This is a genomic window from Alkalibacillus silvisoli (genome assembly GCF_039521975.1).
In the GTDB taxonomy this organism is placed as follows: Bacteria; Bacillota; Bacilli; order Bacillales; family Alkalibacillaceae; genus Alkalibacillus; species Alkalibacillus silvisoli.
Genome location: NZ_BAAACZ010000010.1, coordinates 63,233 through 87,657, shown reverse-complemented (window position 1 = coordinate 87,657; position 24,425 = coordinate 63,233). Strand labels below are relative to the sequence as shown.

The 24,425-nt window shown below is 37.3% G+C and carries 21 protein-coding genes and 2 riboswitches; of the genes, 16 read left to right on the top strand and 5 right to left on the bottom strand.

From position 1 onward, the window contains the following. Positions 1–110 precede the first annotated feature (110 nt). From ABDZ63_RS15830 to ABDZ63_RS07360, 6 genes are all read left to right on the top strand, one after another. Positions 111–671: a 3-oxoacyl-[acyl-carrier-protein] synthase III C-terminal domain-containing protein gene (locus ABDZ63_RS15830; protein ID WP_425541957.1), complete on the top strand. Its 561-nt coding sequence runs from the start codon at positions 111–113 to the stop codon at positions 669–671. 177 nt (positions 672–848) lie between these two features. Next, positions 849–1,763 carry a CBASS cGAMP-activated phospholipase gene (locus ABDZ63_RS07380; RefSeq protein ID WP_343782773.1) on the top strand — a complete coding sequence of 305 codons (915 nt, stop codon included), beginning with the start codon at positions 849–851 and terminating at the stop codon, positions 1,761–1,763. A 482-nt stretch (positions 1,764–2,245) separates the two neighbouring features. Continuing rightward, positions 2,246–3,205, top strand: a complete 960-nt coding sequence (locus tag ABDZ63_RS07375; protein ID WP_343782772.1) for an AAA family ATPase — start codon at positions 2,246–2,248, stop codon at positions 3,203–3,205. Continuing rightward, a complete protein-coding gene (locus ABDZ63_RS07370) occupies positions 3,206–4,471 on the top strand; it encodes a DUF58 domain-containing protein (RefSeq protein WP_343782771.1) in 1,266 nt (421 codons plus the stop codon). Then, positions 4,471–6,714 carry a transglutaminase TgpA family protein gene (locus ABDZ63_RS07365; RefSeq protein ID WP_343782770.1) on the top strand — a complete coding sequence of 748 codons (2,244 nt, stop codon included), beginning with the start codon at positions 4,471–4,473 and terminating at the stop codon, positions 6,712–6,714. The genes ABDZ63_RS07370 and ABDZ63_RS07365 overlap by 1 nt, the downstream gene beginning before the upstream one ends. 44 nt (positions 6,715–6,758) lie before the next feature. Beyond that, positions 6,759–6,861, top strand: a riboswitch (purine riboswitch). A gap of 143 nt (positions 6,862–7,004) precedes the next feature. Beyond that, positions 7,005–8,342, top strand: coding sequence for an NCS2 family permease (locus tag ABDZ63_RS07360; protein ID WP_343782769.1), 1,338 nt, complete (start codon positions 7,005–7,007; stop codon positions 8,340–8,342). Between the two features lies 1 nt (position 8,343). Here ABDZ63_RS07360 and ABDZ63_RS07355 read toward each other — a convergent pair whose 3' ends face one another. Next, a complete protein-coding gene (locus ABDZ63_RS07355) occupies positions 8,344–8,757 on the bottom strand; it encodes an Hsp20/alpha crystallin family protein (protein ID WP_343782767.1) in 414 nt (137 codons plus the stop codon). A 117-nt stretch (positions 8,758–8,874) separates the two neighbouring features. Here ABDZ63_RS07355 and ABDZ63_RS07350 point away from each other — a divergent pair, with 117 nt between their 5' ends. Together ABDZ63_RS07350 and ABDZ63_RS07345 are read left to right on the top strand one after the other, a co-directional pair. Next, on the top strand, positions 8,875–9,441 hold the full coding sequence (locus ABDZ63_RS07350) for a DUF2179 domain-containing protein (protein ID WP_343782766.1): 567 nt from the start codon (positions 8,875–8,877) through the stop codon (positions 9,439–9,441). After that, positions 9,413–9,598 (top strand): NETI motif-containing protein, encoded by a 186-nt coding sequence (locus ABDZ63_RS07345; RefSeq protein ID WP_343782764.1) that lies wholly within the window; start codon positions 9,413–9,415, stop codon positions 9,596–9,598. Before ABDZ63_RS07350 ends, ABDZ63_RS07345 begins: the two co-directional genes overlap by 29 nt. A gap of 17 nt (positions 9,599–9,615) precedes the next feature. Here the strand turns inward: ABDZ63_RS07345 and ABDZ63_RS07340 are convergent, their stop codons facing one another. After that, entirely contained in the window at positions 9,616–9,942 is a 327-nt protein-coding gene (locus ABDZ63_RS07340; RefSeq protein ID WP_343782763.1) for a YgaP family membrane protein, read from the bottom strand. Between the two features lie 84 nt (positions 9,943–10,026). Here ABDZ63_RS07340 and ABDZ63_RS07335 point away from each other — a divergent pair, with 84 nt between their 5' ends. Genes ABDZ63_RS07335 through ABDZ63_RS07325 form a run of 3 tightly spaced genes read left to right on the top strand, consistent with a single transcriptional unit; the run spans position 10,027 to position 13,180 of the window. Then, a complete protein-coding gene (locus ABDZ63_RS07335) occupies positions 10,027–11,772 on the top strand; it encodes an adenine deaminase C-terminal domain-containing protein (protein WP_343782780.1) in 1,746 nt (581 codons plus the stop codon). A 36-nt stretch (positions 11,773–11,808) separates the two neighbouring features. Next, complete coding sequence (locus ABDZ63_RS07330) at positions 11,809–12,855, top strand: DUF3048 domain-containing protein (RefSeq protein ID WP_343782762.1); 1,047 nt, start codon at positions 11,809–11,811, stop codon at positions 12,853–12,855. Between the two features lie 19 nt (positions 12,856–12,874). Beyond that, positions 12,875–13,180: a YerC/YecD family TrpR-related protein gene (locus tag ABDZ63_RS07325; RefSeq protein WP_343782760.1), complete on the top strand. Its 306-nt coding sequence runs from the start codon at positions 12,875–12,877 to the stop codon at positions 13,178–13,180. 126 nt (positions 13,181–13,306) lie between these two features. Here ABDZ63_RS07325 and crcB read toward each other — a convergent pair whose 3' ends face one another. Both crcB and ABDZ63_RS07315 read right to left on the bottom strand, forming a co-directional pair. Continuing rightward, complete coding sequence (crcB, locus tag ABDZ63_RS07320) at positions 13,307–13,681, bottom strand: fluoride efflux transporter CrcB (protein WP_343782759.1); 375 nt, start codon at positions 13,679–13,681, stop codon at positions 13,307–13,309. Then, on the bottom strand, positions 13,678–14,070 hold the full coding sequence (locus tag ABDZ63_RS07315; protein ID WP_343782757.1) for a fluoride efflux transporter FluC: 393 nt from the start codon (positions 14,068–14,070) through the stop codon (positions 13,678–13,680). The genes crcB and ABDZ63_RS07315 overlap by 4 nt, the downstream gene beginning before the upstream one ends. A 198-nt stretch (positions 14,071–14,268) precedes the next feature. Further along, a riboswitch (M-box (ykoK) riboswitch) is annotated at positions 14,269–14,436 on the top strand. Between the two features lie 263 nt (positions 14,437–14,699). On the opposite strand from ABDZ63_RS07315, the gene mgtE reads away from it, so the two are divergent. After that, positions 14,700–16,067 carry a magnesium transporter gene (gene mgtE, locus ABDZ63_RS07310; RefSeq protein ID WP_343782756.1) on the top strand — a complete coding sequence of 456 codons (1,368 nt, stop codon included), beginning with the start codon at positions 14,700–14,702 and terminating at the stop codon, positions 16,065–16,067. Between the two features lie 387 nt (positions 16,068–16,454). Here the strand turns inward: mgtE and ABDZ63_RS07305 are convergent, their stop codons facing one another. Further along, entirely contained in the window at positions 16,455–17,837 is a 1,383-nt protein-coding gene (locus ABDZ63_RS07305; protein WP_343782755.1) for a glycine--tRNA ligase, read from the bottom strand. A gap of 401 nt (positions 17,838–18,238) precedes the next feature. Here ABDZ63_RS07305 and pcrB point away from each other — a divergent pair, with 401 nt between their 5' ends. The 4 genes from pcrB to ABDZ63_RS07285 are packed head-to-tail and all read left to right on the top strand — an operon-like array spanning position 18,239 to position 24,401. After that, positions 18,239–18,931, top strand: coding sequence for a heptaprenylglyceryl phosphate synthase (gene pcrB / locus ABDZ63_RS07300; RefSeq protein ID WP_343782779.1), 693 nt, complete (start codon positions 18,239–18,241; stop codon positions 18,929–18,931). 15 nt (positions 18,932–18,946) lie between these two features. After that, complete coding sequence (pcrA, locus tag ABDZ63_RS07295; RefSeq protein WP_343782754.1) at positions 18,947–21,181, top strand: DNA helicase PcrA; 2,235 nt, start codon at positions 18,947–18,949, stop codon at positions 21,179–21,181. Positions 21,182–21,197: 16 nt separating this feature from the next. Beyond that, entirely contained in the window at positions 21,198–23,198 is a 2,001-nt protein-coding gene (ligA, locus tag ABDZ63_RS07290; RefSeq protein ID WP_343782753.1) for an NAD-dependent DNA ligase LigA, read from the top strand. A gap of 12 nt (positions 23,199–23,210) precedes the next feature. After that, positions 23,211–24,401 carry a CamS family sex pheromone protein gene (locus ABDZ63_RS07285; RefSeq protein WP_343782752.1) on the top strand — a complete coding sequence of 397 codons (1,191 nt, stop codon included), beginning with the start codon at positions 23,211–23,213 and terminating at the stop codon, positions 24,399–24,401. Positions 24,402–24,425 lie beyond the last annotated feature (24 nt).

The window sequence follows — 24,425 nt, the reverse complement described above, 5'->3', positions numbered from 1 at the left end:
GTAATTTTCTATTACTTTGGGTCAGTTTTCAATTGCGATTCTGGGTCAGTTTTAGATTACTATAAACAGCTTCAAGGTATATGCAATCTAATCCAAGAGTTGAAAGTACATTGGTTGTAGGTTCCGATTATTTATCACTTTTTTCAGACCCGGATGATGCTGTGACCTATGGGAATTTCGGTGATGCAGCTTGTGCAGTAATACTAGAAAAAACTAAAGAAAATACTGGTTTTATTGATGCTAGTTATCGAACGGAAACAACAGAGATCGACGGATTAGTATTTCCTCATACTGGTTTATCAAATTTCCTAACAAATCCAAGTTCGACTCCATATATTAAGGAAGTCTCAAAGCCTAAAGATACAATGCCTGAGACTTTTATGTTGTTTGATGATTTGCTTTTTGATCACGGAATGACGATGGATGATATAGATTACATCGCTCCTTCACAGTCTGTATTTAAAAACGTTGAACGAATTAGGGAGCAATATTCTTTAAATCCAAGCCAAATGTTATATATAGGAGATCGGTACGGTTATACAGCTGTAACTAGTCCTATACTTGCTTTATATGAAGGAATCCAGTCAGGCAAAGTAAAAAGAGGCGATCAAGTTCTCTTTTACACAATAGGAACAGGACATGTTATTATCGCTATGTTATTTAAATATTAGCAGAGTTAAAAAACTTTAATGCGGTCGAATGAAAGCTTTCTAAAAAAAAGTGGGGAAGCCCTTTGTATGTTGTGGTGACCCACGCATAACGCTTAGTTATTTTGGATAAAGTAACGATGTAGTGTTGTTCGTATAGTAGGTCATTCATTATTAAAAAGAGATATAAGGTGATTACATATGAAAATATTAAGCATTGATGGTGGTGGAATCCGGGGTGTTTTGGCTGTTGCTATTCTTCAATCGCTAGAAGAGGAATATAATCTTCCAGTGGGGGAGCATTTTGATATCATAACGGGTGCGAGTACAGGTTCGATTATTGGAAGTTCAATTGTCTTGAATAAGAAGATGTCAGATGTTATGGGGTATTATAAAAAATATGGAAAGAAGATATTTAGACGCCAATCTAAAATTGGTCTTATTAAAAGTGTTTATGGTGACAAGTACTTAAGGAAATTCTTTCAAAAAGCATTTGGCGAATATTCACTTCAAGACATTCAAAAACCCTTACTAATTCCGGCTGTAGATGTCACTCATGGTAAGCCTTATATTTATCGTTCAAATTATGGCCATAACGATGATGGAAGGAGAAACATTAAACTGTGGGATGCCGTCCTATCATCTTGTTCAGCTCCGATCTATTTTCCACCGAATAATATTAGTAATCAGTATTTATCAATTGATGGTGGATTGTGGTCTAATAATCCTTCATTAATTGGTATTACTGAAGCCATACACCATTTCAAACAAGATATTAGCGATATCAAAATATTATCACTAGGAACTGGGCTTCAAAATATCGAATTTAATATTAGTAAAGAAGGTGATTGGGGGCTGAAACAATGGCTTCCCTTTCGTTTGTTAACAATGAAAGTGACCCCAAAATTGTTAGATCTTGTCCTTCACTTATCCTCAGAATCGACCTCTTATCATTGTAAGTTACTTCTTAATGATCATTATCTTCGTATCAATCGGGATTTAGGGAAGGAAGTTTCCTTTGATGAAGTTAAATATATTGATGAATTAATTCAATTAGGGGAAGAAACTTATATAGAAAATAAAGCAGACATTAAACAGTTTATAGAAGCAGAATAATAACCGCTGACCTAAACCAATTGGCTTAAGCAAGTTGATTGGTATATTTTTCGCCTAATTAAATATTAATCGGGCTAAATTAAAAATAATCGGGCGTAATTCCTCTTTTTTAAGCGAATGCCCGATTAATTGAGGGTTCGCTTAATTCCTACAAATGATTCCATCCCACAATTTTGCTTATCATGTTACCATAATATTTAAGATGACAAAAAGTAGGTGGTATAGCGTGGATCGTTGTTTTTGTTATGAAAAATTTAAAGATCAATTACCGAAAGATTTTAAAGCGAAATGTTTTAAAGAACAATGTCGAAATTATAGAGAAAATATGAAAAAACTAGGGTATAAGATTGATCAATCGAAATAATTTGATTGTTTAATAGAAAATAAACCTAGAAGATGTATAAAATTAGCCACATTGTATCATAATTTTATAGTAAGATTAATTTAGCGGAATGTTATGACAATTTAGGAGGTTAGAGTTGATGAACCAGCAAATGGCCGAGCAACAAACTAAAATAAATGATTTATTTGATAATATGGAAAAGGTTATGGTCGGTAAACGAGAAGCAATCGAATTTACAATTGTTGCCTTATTAGCACAAGGGCATGTTTTATTAGAGGATGTGCCAGGTGTTGGTAAAACAATGCTAGTTCGGGCGCTTGCTAAGTCAGTTGATTTAGAGTTTAAGAGAGTTCAATTTACACCTGACTTATTGCCTTCTGATGTTACAGGTGTTTCGATTTATAATCAAAAAGAGATGAAGTTTGAGTTTCAGCCAGGACCGATTATGGGTAATATTGTGCTTGCTGATGAGATTAATCGTACATCACCCAAAACCCAATCAGCCCTTTTAGAAAGTATGGAAGAGAAGCATATTACAGTTGATGGTGTGACAATGGAGTTGAATAACCCATTCTTTGTATTAGCAACTCAAAACCCAATTGAATATGAAGGGACTTACCCTTTACCTGAGGCCCAATTGGACCGGTTTCTATTAAAGTTGAAGATGGGTTACCCTGTAAAACAAGAAGAGATTACGATGCTTAATCGCACGACAAATGTACACCCAATAGAAACGTTGACACCTGTTATGACTAGAGAAGAACTATTAGAGAAGCAGTCACAAGTTCAAGGTATTCACGTTAGTGATTCGGTGAAAAAATATATCGTCGAAATCGTATCTAACACGCGTAAAAACCCATTAATTCAATTAGGTGCGAGTCCGCGTGCTTCTATTGCGTTAATGAAAGCGTCTCAAGCGTATGCTTTTATTCAAGGGCGAGACTATACACTTCCAGATGATGTGAAATATATGGCACCACATGTATTGGCGCACCGCCTGTTATTAACATCAGAAGCGAAGTTTGAAGGTAAGACAGACAAACAGATTCTAGAAGACTTAATTAAAAAGACGATGATTCCAGTTGAAAGAGGATCTTAAATGGTAAAGTCATTTAAATTTGCCTTTAAAATATTATTAGTCGTCACGTTAATGACCGTATTATTCACATATAGCATGTTTCAAGGTGGATTTGTTAGCTGGTTTTTATTTTTTAGCTTTATACCGATTTTGGCTTATTCGATTTTGGTGATCTTCTATCCTATGAAACTCGTAAAAGTAGAACGTCATGTAAGTAGGCATTATCTACAGGCTTCTCAAACGTTGCATGTCACGGTGAATATTAAACGTGTTTTACCGTTACCGATCTTTTATATGATTGTAGAAGATGGCGTGCCTGAAATGCTCACGTGGCATGATACGAGACATCATAAGTATAAGTTTTTAGCGGATCCTAAAAAACTTCAAAACCGCCATGATAATAAAACAATTATGTTTCCTTTTTTTAAGAGGAAGCTAACTTATCAGTACAGGTTAGATTCAATTCCTAGAGGAAGACATGAATTCGGACGGGTAAAGCTATTAACGGGGGATTTGTTAGGACTAGTTAAGAAGGAGCGCTGGTATGAGTTTGAAACAGCTATTCTAGTTGAACCTGGTGAAGTATCATTACAATTAGAGCTAGAAAGGTCAGCGTTTGAAGAAGGACAGCGAGTGGCTTACTCAGTAAAAGCAAATCATACTAACCTTGTTTCAGGAGTTAGAGACTATGCTCCGGGAGACCAATTATCTTGGATCGATTGGAAGACAACTGCTAGGAAGCAGACCCTCGTTACTAAAGAGTTTGAAGAAGAAAAGCATAAAGATTTATCGATTATATTAAATGGAAGTACGAAAGATCACCGACTTTGGCTGGCGTTTGAAGCGGCAGTCGAATTAACGCATGCAGTTGCATTAGATGCTTATGAGGATCACGGTAATGTCTCAGTTATTGCTTTAGGAAAAGGCCGAGAAGAATTAGTGTTGTCTCATGGCAAACAATCGGTTGAACAGCTAACTCGTCTGTTAAGCCAAATAGAGCTTGTTGATGATGCTCAGTTTGCTCAACAATTAAGAAGTGAAGCGTGGCAATTATCTAAAGATCGTTATTTAGTGATTGTTACACATGAGTTATCAAAGGCAATTAACCAAACAGTCATGCGTTTAAAACAACAGCATACTGATATTCATATCATTTTCATAAGAAGTAAGCATTTAATGAGTTCAGAGGAAAGAATCGGAATAGATCAGCTTCACTATTCAGGTGTGAAGGTCACTTGGTTAAATGAAGACCGATTAGCAAGAAGACATATTGAGGTGAACGCCTAATGCGTTTAAGAAATACAGAATCTAATAAATGGGTCAATATCGCTTTATATATTGGAAGTATGTTACTAATGATGGAGTGGGTTTTGCCATTAGAGCAAGTAACAGATACAGGTGGCACGCACCTTTTTCTAATTTATATTGTCTTTTGTTTTGCTTTGACTTTATTTTATTTACCGACTTGGCTTACACCCATTTTGAAATTGACTGGGTTGTTAGTTTTTCTAAAGTTTATATTTTATGAGTCATCTTTCTTTTCAATTTTATGGGTTGGTGAGTTGTTTACTGATCTACAGTTAAGTATCCAAGCTGTTTTTTCGCAGAGTTGGGTTGAGCTTACACCGGTTTTTAGAACGTTTTTATTTCTTGTTTTATTATGGATGATGAGTTATTTACTTTATTATTGGCTTGTTGTTGTAAAGCGTCCATTTTCGTTTATTTTAATTACGTTTATTTATATTACTGCACTGGATACATTCACGTTGTATGAAGCGCAGTTTGCGATTGTGCGTGTGTTTATCATCAGTGCGTTAATACTAGTATTAGCTAATTTACATCGAATGATGGACCAAGAAAACTTAAAAGTCCCTAATCCGAGAAGAATGGCTAAGTTTGTAGCGCCGATGATTTTAGTCATTATGGTTAGTGCTGCAATTGGTTATGTGGCACCGAAGTTCGAACCGCAATGGCCTGATCCTGTATCATTTATTCAAGCGGCTTCACAAGATGGATTTGGTTCTGGAAGTGGTAGTGGTGAAGGCTTGAATCGTGTTGGGTATGGTGAGCATGATGACCGTCTTGGTGGTGGTTTTATCATGGATGATACGACCGTTTTCTATGCGTCAGCTGACTCACCAGAATATTGGAAGGTGGAAACGAAAGATGTTTATACCGGTCATGGTTGGGTTCGCAAAGATGAAGGTGAGCCAACAACTAACGAAAGTGGTCACTTCCCGCAAATCTCAAATTATGGAGAGAATGTGGAACGAAATGAAACAGAAGCGGAACTGCAATTTGTTGAACCTGGGAACTTAAATAAGCTGCCCTATCTTTATGGAACAGAAACAGTTGAAGCATCAGTAGAAGGGGTTAGTTTTAAGTATAATCATATGACTGGTGAGCTGGTATCACTCGTTAATGGTGAACAGGAATTAATTGACGATAGTTATTTCTTAGAAGCAGAAAGGCCAGATTTCCCAAGAGATCAAATGAAACAAGTACCAGCCAAGCATGAGGAAAATGATGAAATCGCTGAACGTTATTTGCAGTTGCCAGATGATTTACCTGAAAGAATTTCCGACTTAGCTGAAGAAATTGTCGAAGATGTTGAAGATAATCGCTTTGATTATGCAATGGCAATAGAAGATTACTTTGATGAAAATGATTTTGAATATGCAACCACTGATGTAGCGATTCCAGATGATGATGAAGATTATGTTGAACAGTTTTTATTTGATACACAACGTGGCTATTGTGATAATTACTCGACATCAATGGTAGTCTTATTAAGGTCTTTAGATATTCCAGCTAGGTGGGCTAAAGGGTTTACTGGTGGTGAGAGCGTCTTTCAACAAGATGCCCTCCCTGATGATGGTGGTAATATTTTTGAAGTTCAAAACAATAATGCTCACTCATGGGTTGAAGTTTATTTTCCAGATGTCGGCTGGGTACCGTTTGAGCCGACAGTTGGATTCAATAACCAAGCCGATTTCTCTACAGAAGAATCGAGTGAAGATTCATTGGATGAAGAGATGGAAGATGATCCTTTAGAACAACCAGATGACTTAGAACAACCGGATGTTGATGATCAGTTAGATGATGGTAGTGGTGAAAGTGAGGAAGATACAGCTTTAGTAGGTAGCGATGACAGTAACTTTAGCATGTTATATTTTACAGCTATTTTAATCGGGGTATTTTTAATAAGCTGGTTAATGTACCGTTCGCGTAATCAAATGGTTGCTAATTGGAAACAACAAAAGCTTAAAAGAAAGCCAAGCAGTAAAAACATTACAAATTCATATCAATTTCTTTTAAAGCTCTTAGCGAAAGAGGGCTATCAGTTCCAAAGTGGTGAAACGCTCCGTGAATTTGCTCTTAAAGTCGATCAAACCTTAGGGAATAAGCAAATGTCTCAGCTCACTCATTACTATGAACGATTTGTTTATCGTGAGGAAGACTTACAATCGGAAAATGAACAGTTCTATCAATTATGGAGAAATTTAACAAAGGATATTTTGTCGAAGTAACACTTGACTAAACTACTAATACTCTGTAAAGTTATGATATAAATTTAAATTTAATATGAAACACTTCGTATAATGTTGGGGATACGGCCCAAGAGTTTCTACCGGACTACCGTAAATGGTCTGACTACGAGTGACTGCAATAATAGATTAGTATAGTGTGTATGATCAGCTAGTTTTATTAAATTGATAAGACTATCTCATCACTTTACTAGATTGCAAATGTCCTCGTAAGCACTCTTGGTTTCTATCAAGGGTGCTTTTTAGTGTTTCAACAAGGGGAGGACAGACTGATGAAAAAATACTTTCAATTTGAAGAGTTAGGAACAAATTACCGCAAAGAAATTATGGGTGGTGTTACAACGTTCTTAGCGATGGCATATATTTTATTCGTTAATCCATCTGTACTAGCTTTAATGGATATTGAAGAATTACCTGCAGGTGTGACAAGAATGGACCCTGAGGCGGTCTTTGTGGCAACAGCTTTAGCAGCTGCAATTGGTACGTTAATTATGGGTCTTGTTGCCAGGTATCCAATCGCATTAGCACCTGGTATGGGCTTGAACGCGTTTTTTGCTTATACGGTCGTATTACAGTGGGGCATCCCATGGGAGACTGCATTAGCTGGTGTTTTAGCATCAGGTTTAATTTTTATGGTATTAACGTTGACAGGTGTACGAGAGAAAGTGATCAACGCTATTCCAGGTAATTTGAAGTTGGCAGTAGGTGCTGGTATTGGAGTTTATATCGCATTTATTGGTTTAACTAATGTTGGGATTATTGAAGCAGATCCTGAAACTTATTTAGCTTTAGGCGATTTATCAAACCCTTATACTCTTTTAGCGGTATTTGGTGTAGTTGCAACGGTGATATTATTAACGCTTGGGCTTAAAGGTGGCGTCTTTTATGGAATGATCGTAACTGCCGTCGCTGGTATGCTGGTTGGCCTAATTGATGCACCTTCTAGTACAGGTGATGTTGTCAGTTCTGTACCTAGCTTAGAGCCAACATTTGGTGCGGCTTTTGATAATTTTGGTGAGATTTTCACGTTACAAATGTTAATCGTCATCATGACCTTTTTATTCGTTGACTTCTTTGATACAGGGGGTACTTTAGTTGCTGTAGCGACACAAGGTGGCATGATGAAAGAAGGTAAGCTACCGAGAGCGAATCGTGCTTTATTCTCTGATTCATCTGCAACGGTTGCAGGTTCGATTCTAGGGACGTCAACTACGACTTCCTTTATTGAATCAACAACAGGAGTAAGTGCTGGTGCGAGAACGGGATTTGCATCTGTCGTAACAGCTTCCTTGTTCTTATTGGCATTATTTTTCTCGCCATTACTTGGAGTCGTCACAGCAGAAGTGACAGCACCAGCTTTAATTATTGTTGGTATCCTAATGGCAGCAAACTTACGTCATATTGAATGGGATCAATTTGAAATTGCTGTCCCTGCCTTTTTAACGTTACTAGCAATGCCACTAACTTATAGCATCGCAACAGGTATTGCAATCGGATTTATCTTCTATCCAATTACGATGCTTGTTAAAGGAAGAGGAAAAGAAATTCACCCAGTGATGTATGTTTTATTTGTGATCTTTATTTTGTATTTTATTTTCATCCCTGAGTAAATCATTTCTTTCCTTGTTGGATGTTAATCGAACGCCCACGCTCATCTTTATGGACATCCTTATACAACTTCAACCAAACAAGTCCGTGTTCGTAACGAGCACTGATCTTATCTTGCCTTACCTTACAAGGGAGCTCAACTGTACGTTCGAAGCTCCCTTGTATTATTTCTTCTTGAACTACTTCATATCCTTTGACATTTAAGTTGATCTGTCCTTTGATAAAAAGAGAATAGTCTTTAATCTGACAATCAACCTGTTTAATATGATTAATTCCGGGAATATTGAAAACGCAAAGGATTTCATAATCTTTCCGCAGAATATTAACTTGAGGGAAGTTTGGTTTTAAAGTGCTTTCAAAATCATCCCAAAATGATTGACCGAAGAACCGTTCCATATTATCTTTCCAGTCGTGCATATGGTTCATGTTGTTTAAGGGGTTCATTATAATCACCTACTTTCACCTATCACTATATGCATAATGATTAAAAGGAGTGTTTGTCTATATGGAGCAAGCAGTCAGGGGGTAAGCCACATGTTAGAATCAGGTTTAATTATGCTGCTTATTATTTTTAGTGTTAACATTGTATATGTATCACTTCTAACGGTGCGAATGATCTTTACACTTAAAGGTCAGAAATACATAGCCGCATCAGTTGGTGTTTTTGAGATTACCGCCTATACACTTGGGTTAGGGCTTGTGTTAGACAACTTAGAAAATGTCCAAAACTTAATAGCTTATGCTTTAGGGTTTGGGCTTGGTGTTATAAGTGGTATGAAAGTTGAGGAGAAATTGGCTGTTGGTTATATTACTGTTAATGTCATCTCATCTGACCCAAGTATTCCTTTTACCGAAACTTTGCGTAATAAAGGTTACGGTGTGACAAGCTGGTATGCTTATGGCATGGAAGGTGACCGTTTAGCCATTCAAGTATTAACACCGAGGAAATATGAATTAATGTTATATGAATCGATTAAAGACATTGACCCTAAAGCTTTTATTGTTGCTTATGAACCGAGACAAATTCATGGAGGTTTCTGGGTTAAGAAAGTTAGAGGGAGTCGATTAAAACGTGAAGAAGAAAAACTACAGAGTGAGTGATTACCCTTCAATCGATGCTTGTCTAGATCAAATGAAAGAAGAAGGCTTTACTCCTGTTAAACGAATTGAAAAGCCTGTCTTTTTAGAACAAGACAAAGGGCAAGAACCAGAGCCATTTCGACAAGAAATTGTTTTTGAAGCGGTTAAAATGGATTAATTAAAAATAACCCGTCATTACGACGGGTTGATTTTTTGAGCTACTTCTTCATCTGTTGGGGTTTCATTAGTAGATGGGTCAGTAGTCGTGTTTTGGCTATTCGAATTAGAATTTGTGAAAAGGTTAAACGGTAATCTTGAATTAATTTGTTGTTTAACCATATCGGTCATCGGACAATAACGTACGATACCTTCTGCAACTTTCATAGCTGATGCTAAAATGATCAGCCAGTATCGTTGGCTCCAAGGTCTTTTTGTTACTCGTACTGCCCCATAGGTAATGAAAAATAAGCCTAAGGTAAGTCTAACTAATGCGTTAATGGTACCAATGTTTTGTTTTCCCATTTTACCCTTCCCTTCAAAGATTTAATGTATTAAAATTTACCATAAGTGGAATAGTTCGTTTTATTTAAATGGAGGCATGAAATGATGAAAGAACATTTGTATAGATGGCGTAATAAACAACTTAGAGAACACACGGCTGTTATTGATGGTGAAATTGCCCCAACTATGGTCTTAAAAAATGCCACTTACTTGAATGTTTATTTAAAAAAGTGGTTAACAGGACACATCTGGATTTATGATGATCGAATTGTTTATGTTGGTGACCTGCTTCCGAAGAAAACTAAACGAACAGAAATCGTTGATTGCACTAATCAATATTTAGTACCAGGTTATATTGAAGCACATGCTCATCCATTTCAGTTATATAATCCCCATTCACTAGCTGAATATGCATCGAAAACAGGGACAACAACATTAGTCAATGATAATTTAATGTTGTTATTATTATTGAGAAAAAAGAAAGCGTTTTCTTTATTGGATGACATGCAAAGTTTGCCGGTTTCAATGTTCTGGTGGGCGCGGTTTGACTCCCAATCAGCACTAAGAGATGAAGAAGAATTCTTAAATGATGAAGACGTTTTAGATTGGTTAGAGCATGAAGCGGTCATCCAAGGTGGTGAGCTTACAAATTGGCCAGAAATCTTACATGAGGATGACCGTGGCTTATATTGGATGCAAGAAACTAAAAGAATGAGAAAAGTTGTGGAAGGTCATTTCCCAGGAGCTTCTGAAAAGACGTTAACGAAGATGAAGCTTTTAGGAACAGATGGTGATCATGAGTCCATCAATGCAGAAGAAGTTTATAATCGTGTTAAGCTTGGGTATTATGCAGGTCTTCGTTACTCTTCGATAAGACCTGACTTACCGGCATTGTTAGAAGGACTAAAAGAGTATGACGGGAGCTTTTTTGATTATTTATTTTATACAACAGATGGTTCAACACCATCTTTTCATGAACAAGGAGTTATTGATTGTTGTATTGATATCGCGATAAAAGCTGGTGTGCCAATTGAAGATGCTTATTCGATGGCAACCATTAATCCAGCTCAATATTTTTCGCTTGGCAACCGCTTAGGAAGTATTGCACCAGGAAGAGTGGCGCACATTAATTTCCTTGAAGCGAAAGACAAACCCACTCCTACAGCAGTCTTAGCTAAAGGTGAGTGGATTAACTTTGACGGTTATGCTTTTCAAAACCGTACACCTAATATTCAGTGGAAGAAGTATGGTTTGGGTAAGATGAAAATTGACTGGTCATTTAGGTCAGATGATTTGTTCATTTCGTCTCCTTTAGGGATGGATATGGTGAATGATGTCATTATGAAACCTTATCCTGTCAAATCTGAGTCACAAACCAAACAACTCCCAACAGACCATGATATTGCATATGTCATGTTAGTTGACCGAGAAGGTAATTGGCGTATTTCTTCTTTCTTAAAAGGGTTCACGACAGAAATTGGTGGCTTAGTGAGCTCTTATTCCAATACGGGTGATATCATCTTAATTGGGAAAAATAAAGATGATATGCATAAAGCTTTTGAAAGAATGAAGGAATTAGGTGGCGCGATTGTAGTCGTTCAAGATGGGGAAATCATTTATGAATTGCCATTACCTTTACAAGGTGTGATGACAGATTTGTCCATGGATGAATTAATGGAGAAAGAAAAAGAACTGAAGGAACTCTTAATAAATAATGGGTATCAATTTAATGATCCGATCTATACATTGTTATTCTTATCGTCTACACATTTACCATATATACGGATAACACCTAAAGGATTAATGGATGTAAAGAAAAAAGAGATACTTTTTCCTTCTGTTATGCGTTAAAATATTAATATATCTAACAATAAAGGGTGTTTGAGGATGTATAAGTGGTTGTTAACATTAGGCGTGGCATTATTATTAGTGTTAAGCGCTTGTAATGGGGAAGATGAAGAAGGACTAGATGAAATGCCTGAAGAAGATAACACCGAAGAAGAGCAGACTGAAGAGGAGTATGTGGAGCCAGAGTTTACTTATCCATTAACAGGAGAAGCGGCAGATCAAGAGTTAAACAGAAGAGCTTTAGCCGTACAAATTAATAATCACCGAACAGCGCGTCAGCAAACGGGTTTAATTCATGCAGATATTATTTATGAATTTTTAGCTGAAGGCGATATTACAAGATTAGTGGCATTATATCATAGCCATATTCCAGAAGTTGTTGGACCAGTTAGAAGTGCACGTTCTTATTATATTGAAACTGCAAAAGCGCACGATGCTATTTATGTTTATCACGGTGCGGCAGATTTTATTGAACAAGATTTAAGAGCTGGCTGGGTTACGAACTTAAATGGTGCTTATTATGATGACGATCAATTCTTCTTTAAACGTGTTAATTTCAGAAACAGTCCGCACAACTCTTATGTTATGCTAGAGAATGCCTACGAAGTGGCTACACGTAACAATATAGAGGTAGAACAAGACCACGATTCACTTAAATTTATGTCTTCACCTGAAGTTGAGGATATTACTGGTGAAGAAGCGGAGTCAGTAGACGTATCATATGCTAGCAACACTAATGTGTCTTACGAATTTGATGAAAATGAAGGCGGATACTTAAGAAGTAGCGACGGTGAACAGACAGTTGATTATGAAACTGACGAACCAGTCGTTGTTGAGAATGTCTTAATTTATGAAACGAGCCACCGAGTTATTGATGATGAAGGAAGACGAGATATAGACATTCAATCTGGTGGAGATGGCTATTTATTGCAACAAGGTACAATAAAAGAAATCGAATGGCAAACGGTAAATGACATCATGGTACCAACAATTGATGGAGAAGAAGTAGAGCTTGTCCCTGGTCAGACGTGGGTCAATGTTGTACCGCAATCTCCTGGATTACATGAAATAGTTACATACGAATAAAGAAGGAGGCAGAATCGTCATGCAAATTGATAAATTAAGAGGTAGAGAATTAGATCAATTATTTGAAGCGATATTACAGCTTAAAGATGTTGAAGAGTGTTATCGATTTTTCGATGATGTCGCAACAGTTAATGAAGTACAAGCGTTAGCTCAGCGTTTAGATGTTGCACGTATGTTACGAGAAGGGCATACTTATCAACGTATTGAAGAGGAAACGAGTGCTTCAACTGCAACGATTTCACGTGTGAAACGTTGTTTGAATTATGGTAATGATGCTTATGAAATGGTATTAGATCGTGTTCATGAAGATAAGAATGAAGCGTAAGTAAGCCCTGAGATAAAAATAGTTGTATAATAGAAAATCCGAACGATTTATTATAGTTGAAATCGTTCGGATCTTTGTGTTTCTAGGCTCTATATCAAAATGCTTCGCTTTCAGACGAGTAAATTTTTAAACTGTGAGTATATATAAAGCTAAACCAAAAAGGATAACTGACCCCATGATACTAACTAATACATAAATCCAAAAATCTTTATATCGATGCTTGTGGAGTAGTTGCATTGCCTCCACACTAAAAGTTGAGAATGTTGTAAAAGCACCGAAAAAACCAATATTAAACAGTAAGTATAGTGAATCATTTAGAGGGTTTTCACTAGGTAAGTATAAACCTACAGTGATTCCTAGTGTTAATGATCCTACTAAATTTACAATAACCATAGCAATTGGCATTGAGCTCGTCTTTCGTTTGCTCATAATGAAATGCCCTATAAAATACCGTGAAACAGCTCCGAGTGCCCCACCTAATGCGACTAGTGTAATACTCACTGTGTGTCACCTGCTTTCCACTTTAATAAGGACCAATACCCCAAAAAAGCTAACCCAATTCCCCCTAAAACCGAGATGAGTAGGTAAGTGATGAATAATATAATATCACTATTTAAAATTAAAGCGGTCGCATCATTGGCTAAAGCAGACATCGTCGTAAATCCGCCACAGAAACCAACACCTAAGCCAGCTTTAAGCCATTCGGGTGGGTTTTTTAATAAATACACTGCCGTTAAACCACCTAATAAAAAGCTTCCGATGAGATTGACAAGGATCGTATTAACGGGAAAATATGTATCATAAAGTGGTAGGTCAACACTAAATCTAAGTAAAGTCCCTAAAGCCCCACCAATTGCAACAGCAATAGCACTAATTAAATGCTTTTTCATAAATACCCCTCAGTTCTACATATATCAACGTTCAACGTTTAATACTATTTTGACATAGCACCATCAAATTTGAAACTTTTAACGGGCAGTTTAGTAATTTTACATTGATAAGAATTGGCTGATTCTGTTAAATAAACATTTTAAATTCACTAGTTGACTAGCTAATGCATATCATGTATTCTATAAAAGGAAAATTTGATAATTCCTCGTTAGGTGAGGCTCCTGTTCGGAGATATGCTACTGCCCAAAAACGTCCAAAGACGCCAATGGGTCAACAGGAACCATCGACATAAGGTGGTTTTTAACGTAGCTGGATTTTGATCCTATGCCGTACAGTGCTAAAGCTCAAACGATTGGAGGAGAAGGTCGTATTAATAATAATGACGTTTTCAATTTAGAAAGCTCTCTTTTCTCCATGTTTGAGAAAAGGGAGCTTATTTAATTAGTTTTTAGGGGAAATATTAAGTGAAAGTATTTTTCCTAATCACCTAATGCTAACGAGAGATATATTTAGGAGGTGATGGGGGATATGGACCCCGAGTCGAGTTTGTACTTAATAGCAATTGAAAGAAGAACTAATTACCCCCTATCACCTCAAGGGATAGGGGCTAACTAAGGAGGTCCCTACAATGATGATGCGTCGAGTGAATAAGTCAAACTTATTCCAACAGTTAAAAGACTATTTAAAAGATAACAAAATGGAGCTATTCCAAGAATCGCTAATGTCACTTCACATTCAAGACCAAGTAGAATGGTTTCAAAAATTAGACGATAAAAGCGTACGTCAAAAGGTATATCATGCTTTAACACCAGAGCAATTAGCTGATATTGTTCAAGGTTTAGAGATCGATGAACAACAAAATGTGATGGATGAAATGGACCGAAAGAAATGGATTGAGACGTTAAATGAAATGGCTTCAGATGATGTGGCAGATTATTTGACAGAGCTTGAGGAGTCAGATGTTTCAAATGCATTAAATGAGATGGATCCAGTCGCAGCTAAGCAAGTTAAAAAGATTATGGAGTACCAGGATGAAACTGCTGGTGCTTTAATGGCGACTGAATATATTGCGATTAAAACAACAGACACGGTAAAAAGTGTCATGTCACGATTGCGTGATGAAGCGCCAGAGGCAGAGACGATTTACTATATTTACGTGATTGATACAGAAAGTAAATTAGTCGGCGTTGTATCATTAAGAGATTTAATTACAAATGATCCAAGTATAGAGATCGTAGACATAATGAGTAATCGCGTCGTTTCAGTTAAAGTCAATCAAGACCAAGAAGAAGTTGCTCGCTTAATTCAGAAATATGACTTTTTAGCAGTACCTGTTATTACTGAGGAGAATATGCTAGTTGGTATTATTACAGTAGATGATATTATTGATGTTATTGAAGACGAGGCGACAGAAGACTTCGGGGAAATATCAGCTGTAAGAGGTGCTACAGGTACAGATGTTACAGCATGGGATGCAGCGAAAAAACGTGCACCATGGATTATTATGTTAATGTTTTTAGGGTTAATTACAGCTGAAGTAATCGGTCAGTTTGAAGAAACGTTAGAGACAATTGTTATATTAGCTGCTTTTATTCCGTTAATTATGGACTCAGCTGGTAATACAGGTACACAGTCACTTGCAGTTATGGTACGTAACTTAGCAATTGGTACGTTTGATAAGCGTAATGTATGGCGTGTTTTAAGGCGTGAATTTTTAACAGGTATTATGATCGGTGTAGGAAGTGCTGTTACTTTAGCAATTCTAATTATGATTTTTTATGATCAAAATCTAGTTCTAGCTGGTGTTGTTGGGACATCTATTTTAATCACGTTAAGTATTTCTACTTTGACAGGGTCAATTATCCCGTTAGTCATTAACCGATTAAAAATTGACCCAGCTGTTGCATCAGGTCCGTTTATTACAACGTTAAATGATATTATGGGCTTATTAATTTACTTCTCAATAGCAACTTCAATGATTCATTATTTAATGTAAGGTAATATAGTTCTGATGGAATTTTTAAACTTAATATAGCCCGATTTAAAAAAGAGCTTAGGACAAAAAAGTTGTCATAATAGAAAATCCGAACGATTCATCGTAAATGAATTCGTTCGGATTTTTTCATGTCGATCCCGCGACATCAAAACAGCCCGAGCGCTGATAAAATTGAGCGAACGCTGATAAAAGTATCTCGAGCGCTGATAAATTTGAGCGAACGCTGATAAAAGTATCCCGAGCGCTGATAAATTTGAATGAACGCTGATAAAAGTATCCCGAACGCTGATAAAATGACGCGCTCTGGTAATTGTTACTCTTATACAAGGTATCGAATGTCCGCGTTTTAACAACACTTCATCCCTTTTGTTTCAAGGTCATTGCTATTTAATAGTTCACTTTCTCTTGTAAGAAAGCATTTAGTTCTGCAATTGGCATGCGTGATTGTTCCATCGTGTCGCGGTTACGAACAGTCACTTGTCCATCTTCTTTTGAATCGAAATCATACGTAATGCAATAAGGTGTTCCAATTTCATCATGACGGCGATAACGTTTACCGATTGACCCTGATTCGTCGTAATCAACCATAAAGTCCTTCGCCAGGTCTTGGAACACTTCTTGTGCTTCTTCAGATAGCTTCTTAGAAAGCGGGAAGATCGCTGCTTTATAAGGAGCAACCGCTGGGTGGAAGTGCATAACAGTACGTGTTGATCCATCTTCAAGCTCTTCTTCCTCATAAGCATCTGTTAAAAAGGATAACGCTAAACGATCGGCGCCCAATGATGGCTCGATCACATAAGGGGTGTAACGTTCATTCGTTTGTTGATCAATATATTCCATGTCTTCACCTGAATGCTCAGCATGTTGTGTTAAGTCGTAGTCTGTCCGTGATGCGATCCCCCATAGTTCACCCCAACCAAATGGGAATTGATATTCTAAGTCAGTGGTCGCATTACTGTAGTGTGACAGCTCTTCTGAATCGTGATCACGACGGCGTACTTTGGTGTCATCAAGTCCTAAGCTAGTTAACCAGTTGTGAGAGAAGTCTAACCAATAATTGAACCATTCTTTCTCTTCACCTGGTTTACAGAAGAATTCCATTTCCATCTGTTCGAATTCACGTGTGCGGAAAATGAAGTTACCAGGCGTAATTTCATTTCTAAAGCTTTTACCAATTTGTGCAATACCAAATGGCAGCTTTTTACGCATTGTACGTTGAACGTTTTTAAAGTTTACGAAAATACCTTGTGCCGTTTCCGGACGCATGTAAATTTCGTCAGTAGAATCTTCTGTTACACCTTGATACGTTTTAAACATTAAGTTAAATTGACGAATCTCAGTAAAGTTGTCAGATTCACAAGTTGGGCATTTAATCCCTTCTTCTTGAATGATTTTTTCTAATTCATCAAATGGCATCCCATCAACGACGCGCTCGTCACCTTTTGCCTCAAAGTAATTTTCAATAATGTGGTCAGCGCGATGGCGTGATTTACATTCTTTACAGTCAATCATCGGGTCGTTAAAGTTACCTAAGTGACCACTTGCTTCCCACGTTTTTGGATTCATTAAAATCGCTGAATCTAATCCTACGTTATAAGGGGATTCTTGGACGAACTTTTTCCACCAGGCATCTTTTAAGTTCTTCTTAAGCTCTGCACCCAATGGGCCATAATCCCATGTGTTGGCAAGACCACCGTAAATTTCAGATCCCTGAAAAATAAACCCGCGATGCTTGCAATGATTCACAATACTTTCCATTTCATTAGCCATATTGAAGCCTCCTAATTCCATCTATTATAAATATAAATAAAAAACTCCCGCCTCCTGAGCTAATCACTTAGCTCAGGGACGAGAGTGTATATCCCGCGGTTCCACCCTGATTGAAGTGCGATGTGTGCACGACCACTTTCAATCATTTACTCCAGATTGCCGTTTCACTAATACCTTACTTCAGGCTCACACCATCCCTGAATCGCTTATTAAGTAGTGGGTATAGCTACTATTAATCCTTCAATGTAAAAACCTTTAATCCAATTTGTCTTATTTATATTAGCATACCCAAAATGGTTTCTCAACTTTCGCCTATATTTAATAGGATGATCAGTGAAAGTTAGGATTGATTTTTGATATAATAGATAAGGTTAGGAACAAATAATGGAGGAATTAACGTGATTGAAGATTACCAAAACTGGCGACATATTTTTAAGCTAGATCCCAATAAACCAATAAGTGATGAACATTTAGAAGCTTTGTGCGAATCCGATACAGATGCAATTATGGTTGGGGGAACAGACGGTGTCACATTAGATGATGTGTTAAACCTATTAGCGCGTGTTCGACGATTTTCGGTTCCGTGTATTTTAGAAGTGTCGAATATTCCTTCCATTACACCTGGGTTTGATTTTTATTTCATTCCAACTGTATTAAATAGTCAAGATAAAAGATGGATGATTGACATGCATATTGATGCGGTAAAAGAATACGGTGATTTAATTGAGTGGGATGAATTGTTGATGGAAGGGTACGTGATGTTAAACCCTGAATCCAAAGCTTATCAATATACGAATTCGAAAGCTGTGAAGACAGAAGACGTTGTGGCTTATGCGCAATTAATTGAGCATTTAATGCAATTACCTTTTATGTATTTAGAATATAGCGGTACATATGGTGAGCCTGAGCTTGTAAAACAGGTCAGCAAAGAGTTAAACCGTGCGAAATTAATATATGGTGGCGGAATTAGAACGAAGGAACAAGCAAGTGAAATGGCAGCTTATGCTGACATTGTTATGGTAGGCGATGTCATTTATGATGATGTAAAAGCAGCTTTAAGGACCATTCATGCAGTCAAAAAGGTAGAAAAGTAAAAAGGTGGTATAGTCATGAGTATGACGATGAATGAAATATTAGACTCGATGAATGCTGAACAAAGAGAAGCGGTTAAATATACAGAGGGACCTTTACTAGTCATGGCAGGTGCGGGTAGTGGTAAAACACGTGTTTTAACTCACCGCATTGCTTATTTACTAAGAGAAAAAGGGGTTCAACCTTATAACATTTTAGCAATTACATTTACGAATAAAGCAGCGCGTGAGATGAAAGACCGTGTTGAGAAGTTAGTCGGAAGTGATGCGAAAGACATTATTATGTCAACGTTTCACTCATTATGTGTTCGTATTCTGCGTCGTGATGGGGACCGGATTGGTATTGATAGGAACTTTGCGATATATGATGCGACAGATCAGAAGACGGCGGTTAAAGAAGCATTACGTGTGCAAAATTTGGACCCTAAGCAATTTGATCCAAGGTCTGTCCAGTTTGCGATTAGCCAGGCGAAAAATCAGCTTATTACACCTAAAGTGATGAAGCAACAAGCGAATAATGTTCATGAAGAGAAAATTGCTTTACTTTATGATACATATGAGACGATTTTAAGAAAGAATAGCGCTTTAGACTTTGATAGTTTAATTATGGAGACGTTTTTCTTATTTGACCGTGTACCTGAGGTGTTACGCTATTATCAAAATCGTTTTCAATATATTCATGTTGATGAGTACCAAGATACGAACAAAGCTCAATACCAATTAGTCCAAAAATTAGCAGAGCGCTTTGGAAATATATGTGTCGTTGGTGACTCTGATCAATCAATCTATAAATGGCGTGGTGCTGATATTTATAATATTTTGTCGTTTGAAAATGATTATTCAAACGCGAAAACTATATTATTAGAGCAAAACTATCGTTCAACGAAGACGATTCTGCAAGCGGCAAATGATGTAATTGAGAATAATTTATCACGTAAACCAAAAGAGCTTTGGACAGATAATGATGGTGGAAAAAATATTCGATTGTTTGAAGCGCGTGATGAACGCCAAGAAGCGCGCTATGTCATTGAGCAAGTACAAGAATTAACAGCAGATGGTCAGTATAACTTCGAGGATATTGCGATTCTTTATCGTACGAATGCGCAATCACGTGCGATGGAGGATGTATTTGTTAAGTCGAATGTTCCTTATCAAATTATTGGCGGGACCAAGTTCTATGATCGTAAAGAAATTAAAGATTTACTGGCATATTTAAGGTTAATTGCCAATTCTAACGATGATATTAGTTTTATGCGTGTCGTGAATGTACCGAAGCGTGGTATTGGTAAAACGTCAATTGAAAAGTTACAGATGCACGCTGAAATGCATGATTTATCACTCTTTGAAGCGATCCAAGACATTGCGTTAATCGGCATTAGTAAAAAAGCAGCAGGGCAGTTACAGTCATTTAGACAGATGATTGAAAACTGGCAAAAGCAACAAGAGTTTTTGAGTGTGACAGACTTAGTTGATGAAGTGCTAGAGAAGTCTGGTTATGAAAAGATGTTAGCACAAGATAAGTCATTAGAATCACAAGGCCGATTAGAAAACTTAGACGAATTTAAGACGGTGACAAAGCAGTTTGAAGATGTGAGTGAGGATACAGGGTTAATTGCGTTTTTAACTGATTTAGCGTTAGTTTCTGACCTTGATGACACAGATGATGAATCAACTGATAAAGTAACTCTTATGACATTACACGCTGCTAAGGGTTTAGAGTTTCCAGCTGTTTTTTTAATTGGACTTGAAGAGAATATTTTCCCTCATAGCCGTTCACTCTTTGATGAAGAAGAGATGGAAGAGGAGCGTCGCTTAGCATATGTCGGGATTACTCGAGCTGAACAGCAGTTATACGTAACGTATGCGTCTATGCGTACAATCTTTGGTCGTTCACAGTTTAATGAAATGAGTCGATTTATCGATGAGATTCCAAGTGATCTGTTAGAGCGTGAAGGTGATTTCTCTAATGGAGGATCATCTAACGAATCATTTGAAGATGTGATTAATCAATTAGAACAGTCGAAAGCATCAACCTTCAGTGAGCCTAAGCGAAAAGCAACAATGATTAAGAAGAAGCCTTCTGATCCTAAAAGTTTTCAAGTTGGTGATAAGGTAAAGCATAACAAGTGGGGCGAAGGGACGATCGTGAAAGTAGAAGGTAGTGGCGATGATGCTGAGGTGGATATTGCCTTCCCATCACCTGTTGGAATTAAGCGATTGTTATCACAATTTGCACCTGTAGAAAAAATATAAGAGGAGTGGCGTTTGCATGAATCGTGAGGAAGCGAAAGCAGCGATTGAAGCATTAAAAGATGAAATAAATCAATACAACTATGAATATCACGTTTTAGATGAGCCGACTGTTTCTGATTCTTATTATGACCAACAATTGCACAAACTTAACCAACTCGAAGAAGATTATCCAGCGTTTCAAACGAGTGATTCACCAACGCAACGTGTCGGTGGACAACCGTTAGATAAATTTGTGAAAGTCGACCATCGTGTTCCAATGTTAAGCTTAGGTAATGCGTTTAATGAGCAAGATTTAAGAGATTTTGACCGCCGAGTAAAGGAACGTGTTGGTAGGCCAGTTCGTTACGTTTGTGAACTTAAGATTGACGGTTTAGCCGTTTCATTACGCTATGAAAATGGTCAGTTTACTCAAGGTGCAACGCGCGGAGATGGAAAGACTGGGGAAGACATAACACAAAACTTAAGAACGATCAAAAGTATCCCATTAAAAATTCGTGAAGAAGAGACGATTGAAGTGCGCGGGGAAGCATTTATGCCACAGCGGTCATTTTTAAAGTTAAACGAAAAGCGAGAACAAACAGGTGAAGAACCATTTGCGAACCCACGTAATGCTGCGGCAGGTTCTTTACGACAATTAGATCCGAAAATTGCAGCGAGTCGTAATTTAGATATTTACTTGTATAGTGTTGGTGAGTGGGAGAAAGCGACCACCTCATCACATAGTGAGCAATTACAATACATGAAGCAGTTAGGCTTTAAAACGAATCGTGAAACACATACATTTAATTCAATCGAAGAAGTGATTCAATATACTGAGGATTGGACAGTTAAACGTAGTGAGTTAGATTATGAAATAGATGGTATTGTCATTAAAGTGGATTCGATAGATTTACAACAGGAGCTGGGATTTACCGCCAAAAGTCCACGGTGGGCAATTGCTTATAAGTTCCCCGCTGAAGAAGCGGTAACAAAGTTATATGGTATTGAATTAAGTGTGGGTAGAACAGGAGCAGTAACACCAACGGCTATTTTAGAACCAGTCCAAGTAGCAGGGACGACTGTTCAACGCGCATCTTTACACAATGAAGATCTAATTATTGAGAAGGATATTCGAATTAACGATACAGTCGTTATTAAAAAAGCAGGTGACATTATTCCTGAAGTTGTTCGGGTCGTAACAGAAGAACGTAAAGGAGATGAAGAGCCATTTAGAATGCCAGAAGGATGCCCTGAATGTGGTGAGCCAATTGAAAAAGTCGGTGGAGAAGTTGCATATCGCTGTGTGAACCCGAATTGCCCAGCTCAATTAAAAGAAGCTTTAATCCATTTTGTTTCACGAAATGCAATGAATATTGATGGCTTAGGTGAGAAGGTAATTGAACAGTTGTTTGACCATCAATTAATTAAAACGATTGCAGATTTGTATAAATTAACACCAGATGACCTATTACCTTTAGAGAGAATGGGCCAGAAATCAGTTGATAATTTATTGAAAGCTATTGAAGCATCGAAAGGGAATTCATTAGAACGTTTATTATTCGGACTAGGAATCCGGTTTGTCGGTAGTAAAGCAGCAGATACGTTAGCTTCTCAGTTTAAAACCATGGATGAGCTAGTGGCATCTTCTAAAGAAGAAGTTGAATTGATTCCTGAAATCGGTGATAAAATGGCCCAGTCTATTGCAAACTATTTCGAACAAGAACAAGTTCAACAATTAATCGACGAATTAAAACAACTCGGCTTGAATATGGAGTATTTAGGTGAAGCAGTACAAGTCGATGAGGACTCAATTTTTTATGATCAGACAATAGTTTTAACGGGTAAATTTGAAGAAATGACACGTCAAGACGCCAAGGAAAAGATCCAGTCTTTGGGAGGTAAAGTAACAAGCAGTGTCAGTAAAAAAACGGACCTACTGATTGCTGGTGAAGATGCGGGTTCAAAACTAGACAAGGCGAAAGATCTGCAAATAGAAATTTGGAATGAAGCTCAATTGTTAAAAGTTTTTGAGTCTTAGGGAGTGGAATAAATGAAACGATTGCTCGGTATATCAACGTTTTTAATTATAATGTTAACAACAGCATGTGCGCCGACTTTTGAAACAGAAGAAGAAGTGGTGCAAGACCCTGAGGATGAACAGCAACCTGAAGAAGACCAACGTATGATTGTGTCTCCAGATAGTTTGGATACTAATGATTATAGAATGGTATTACCTTACCAGCCAAGTGCAGCAAGGGGAACGATAACAAATCAGGTGGCCAATCGTTATGATATTGATGAATTTGAACAAGGGCTTACACGTCTTGCTAAAAATGCATTTGACCCTGAAGAGTATTTATTTCAAGAAGGTCAATATCTTGGTAGTTCGTTAGTTTACAGTATCATTGATAGTTTGAATCCAGAACGTCCAGATGACTTACAAGATGAACTTGATGAAGCGGTGGATGAAGATAATGACGATTTAATAGAAGAAATTGAGGAAGAGATGGAAGATTATCATGAAGAGAATCCACGTGTTTTTTCACATGTTTTAGAGCAAAACTTTTTAACTCGTGAAGGGGATAACCGTGTAGAACTTGGTGGCGTTGCTATTGGGATTGCTTTAAAGTCGGAGTATAATTTTAGTGTGAATTTTGGTCCGACACTCAATGAACAGATTGAGATGGATGACATGTTAGAAGTCGGCTATGACGTTTCTGATGCTATATTACAAAGAATTCGTGAAATAGAAGAATTACAAGATGTACCGGTATTAGTTGCCTTATATCGTGAAAATGATCGTAATGCCGCTGTGCCAGGTAATTTCGTAGCTCAATCTGTCGTTAGCCCAGGGGATATGCTTGTTAGCGATTGGGAAACAGTTGATGAAAATAATGTACTATTCCCCTCAAGTGAAGCAGAAGATGACTACTATGAAGATTCAGAAATGGTAGCAGAATTTACAGCTGATGTATCAGAATACTTTCCGAATTACATCGGGGTAATAGGACGAGGTTTTTATCAAGGTGATGAATTAAGAAGCATGTCGATTAATATACCAGTTGAATTTAATGGAAGTCAGGAAGTTGTTGGCTTCACACAACATGTAGCTTCACTTATGGTTGAGCACTTTCCACCTTATTTTGATTTAGAGGTGACAATAGAATCACCGTCTAAGCAAGAAAGTGTGCTGTTTAGGCGTGCTGGAGATGAAGAAGTCACACACCATATTTATCAATAATATAGTTTGAAGCACTTAACTGTT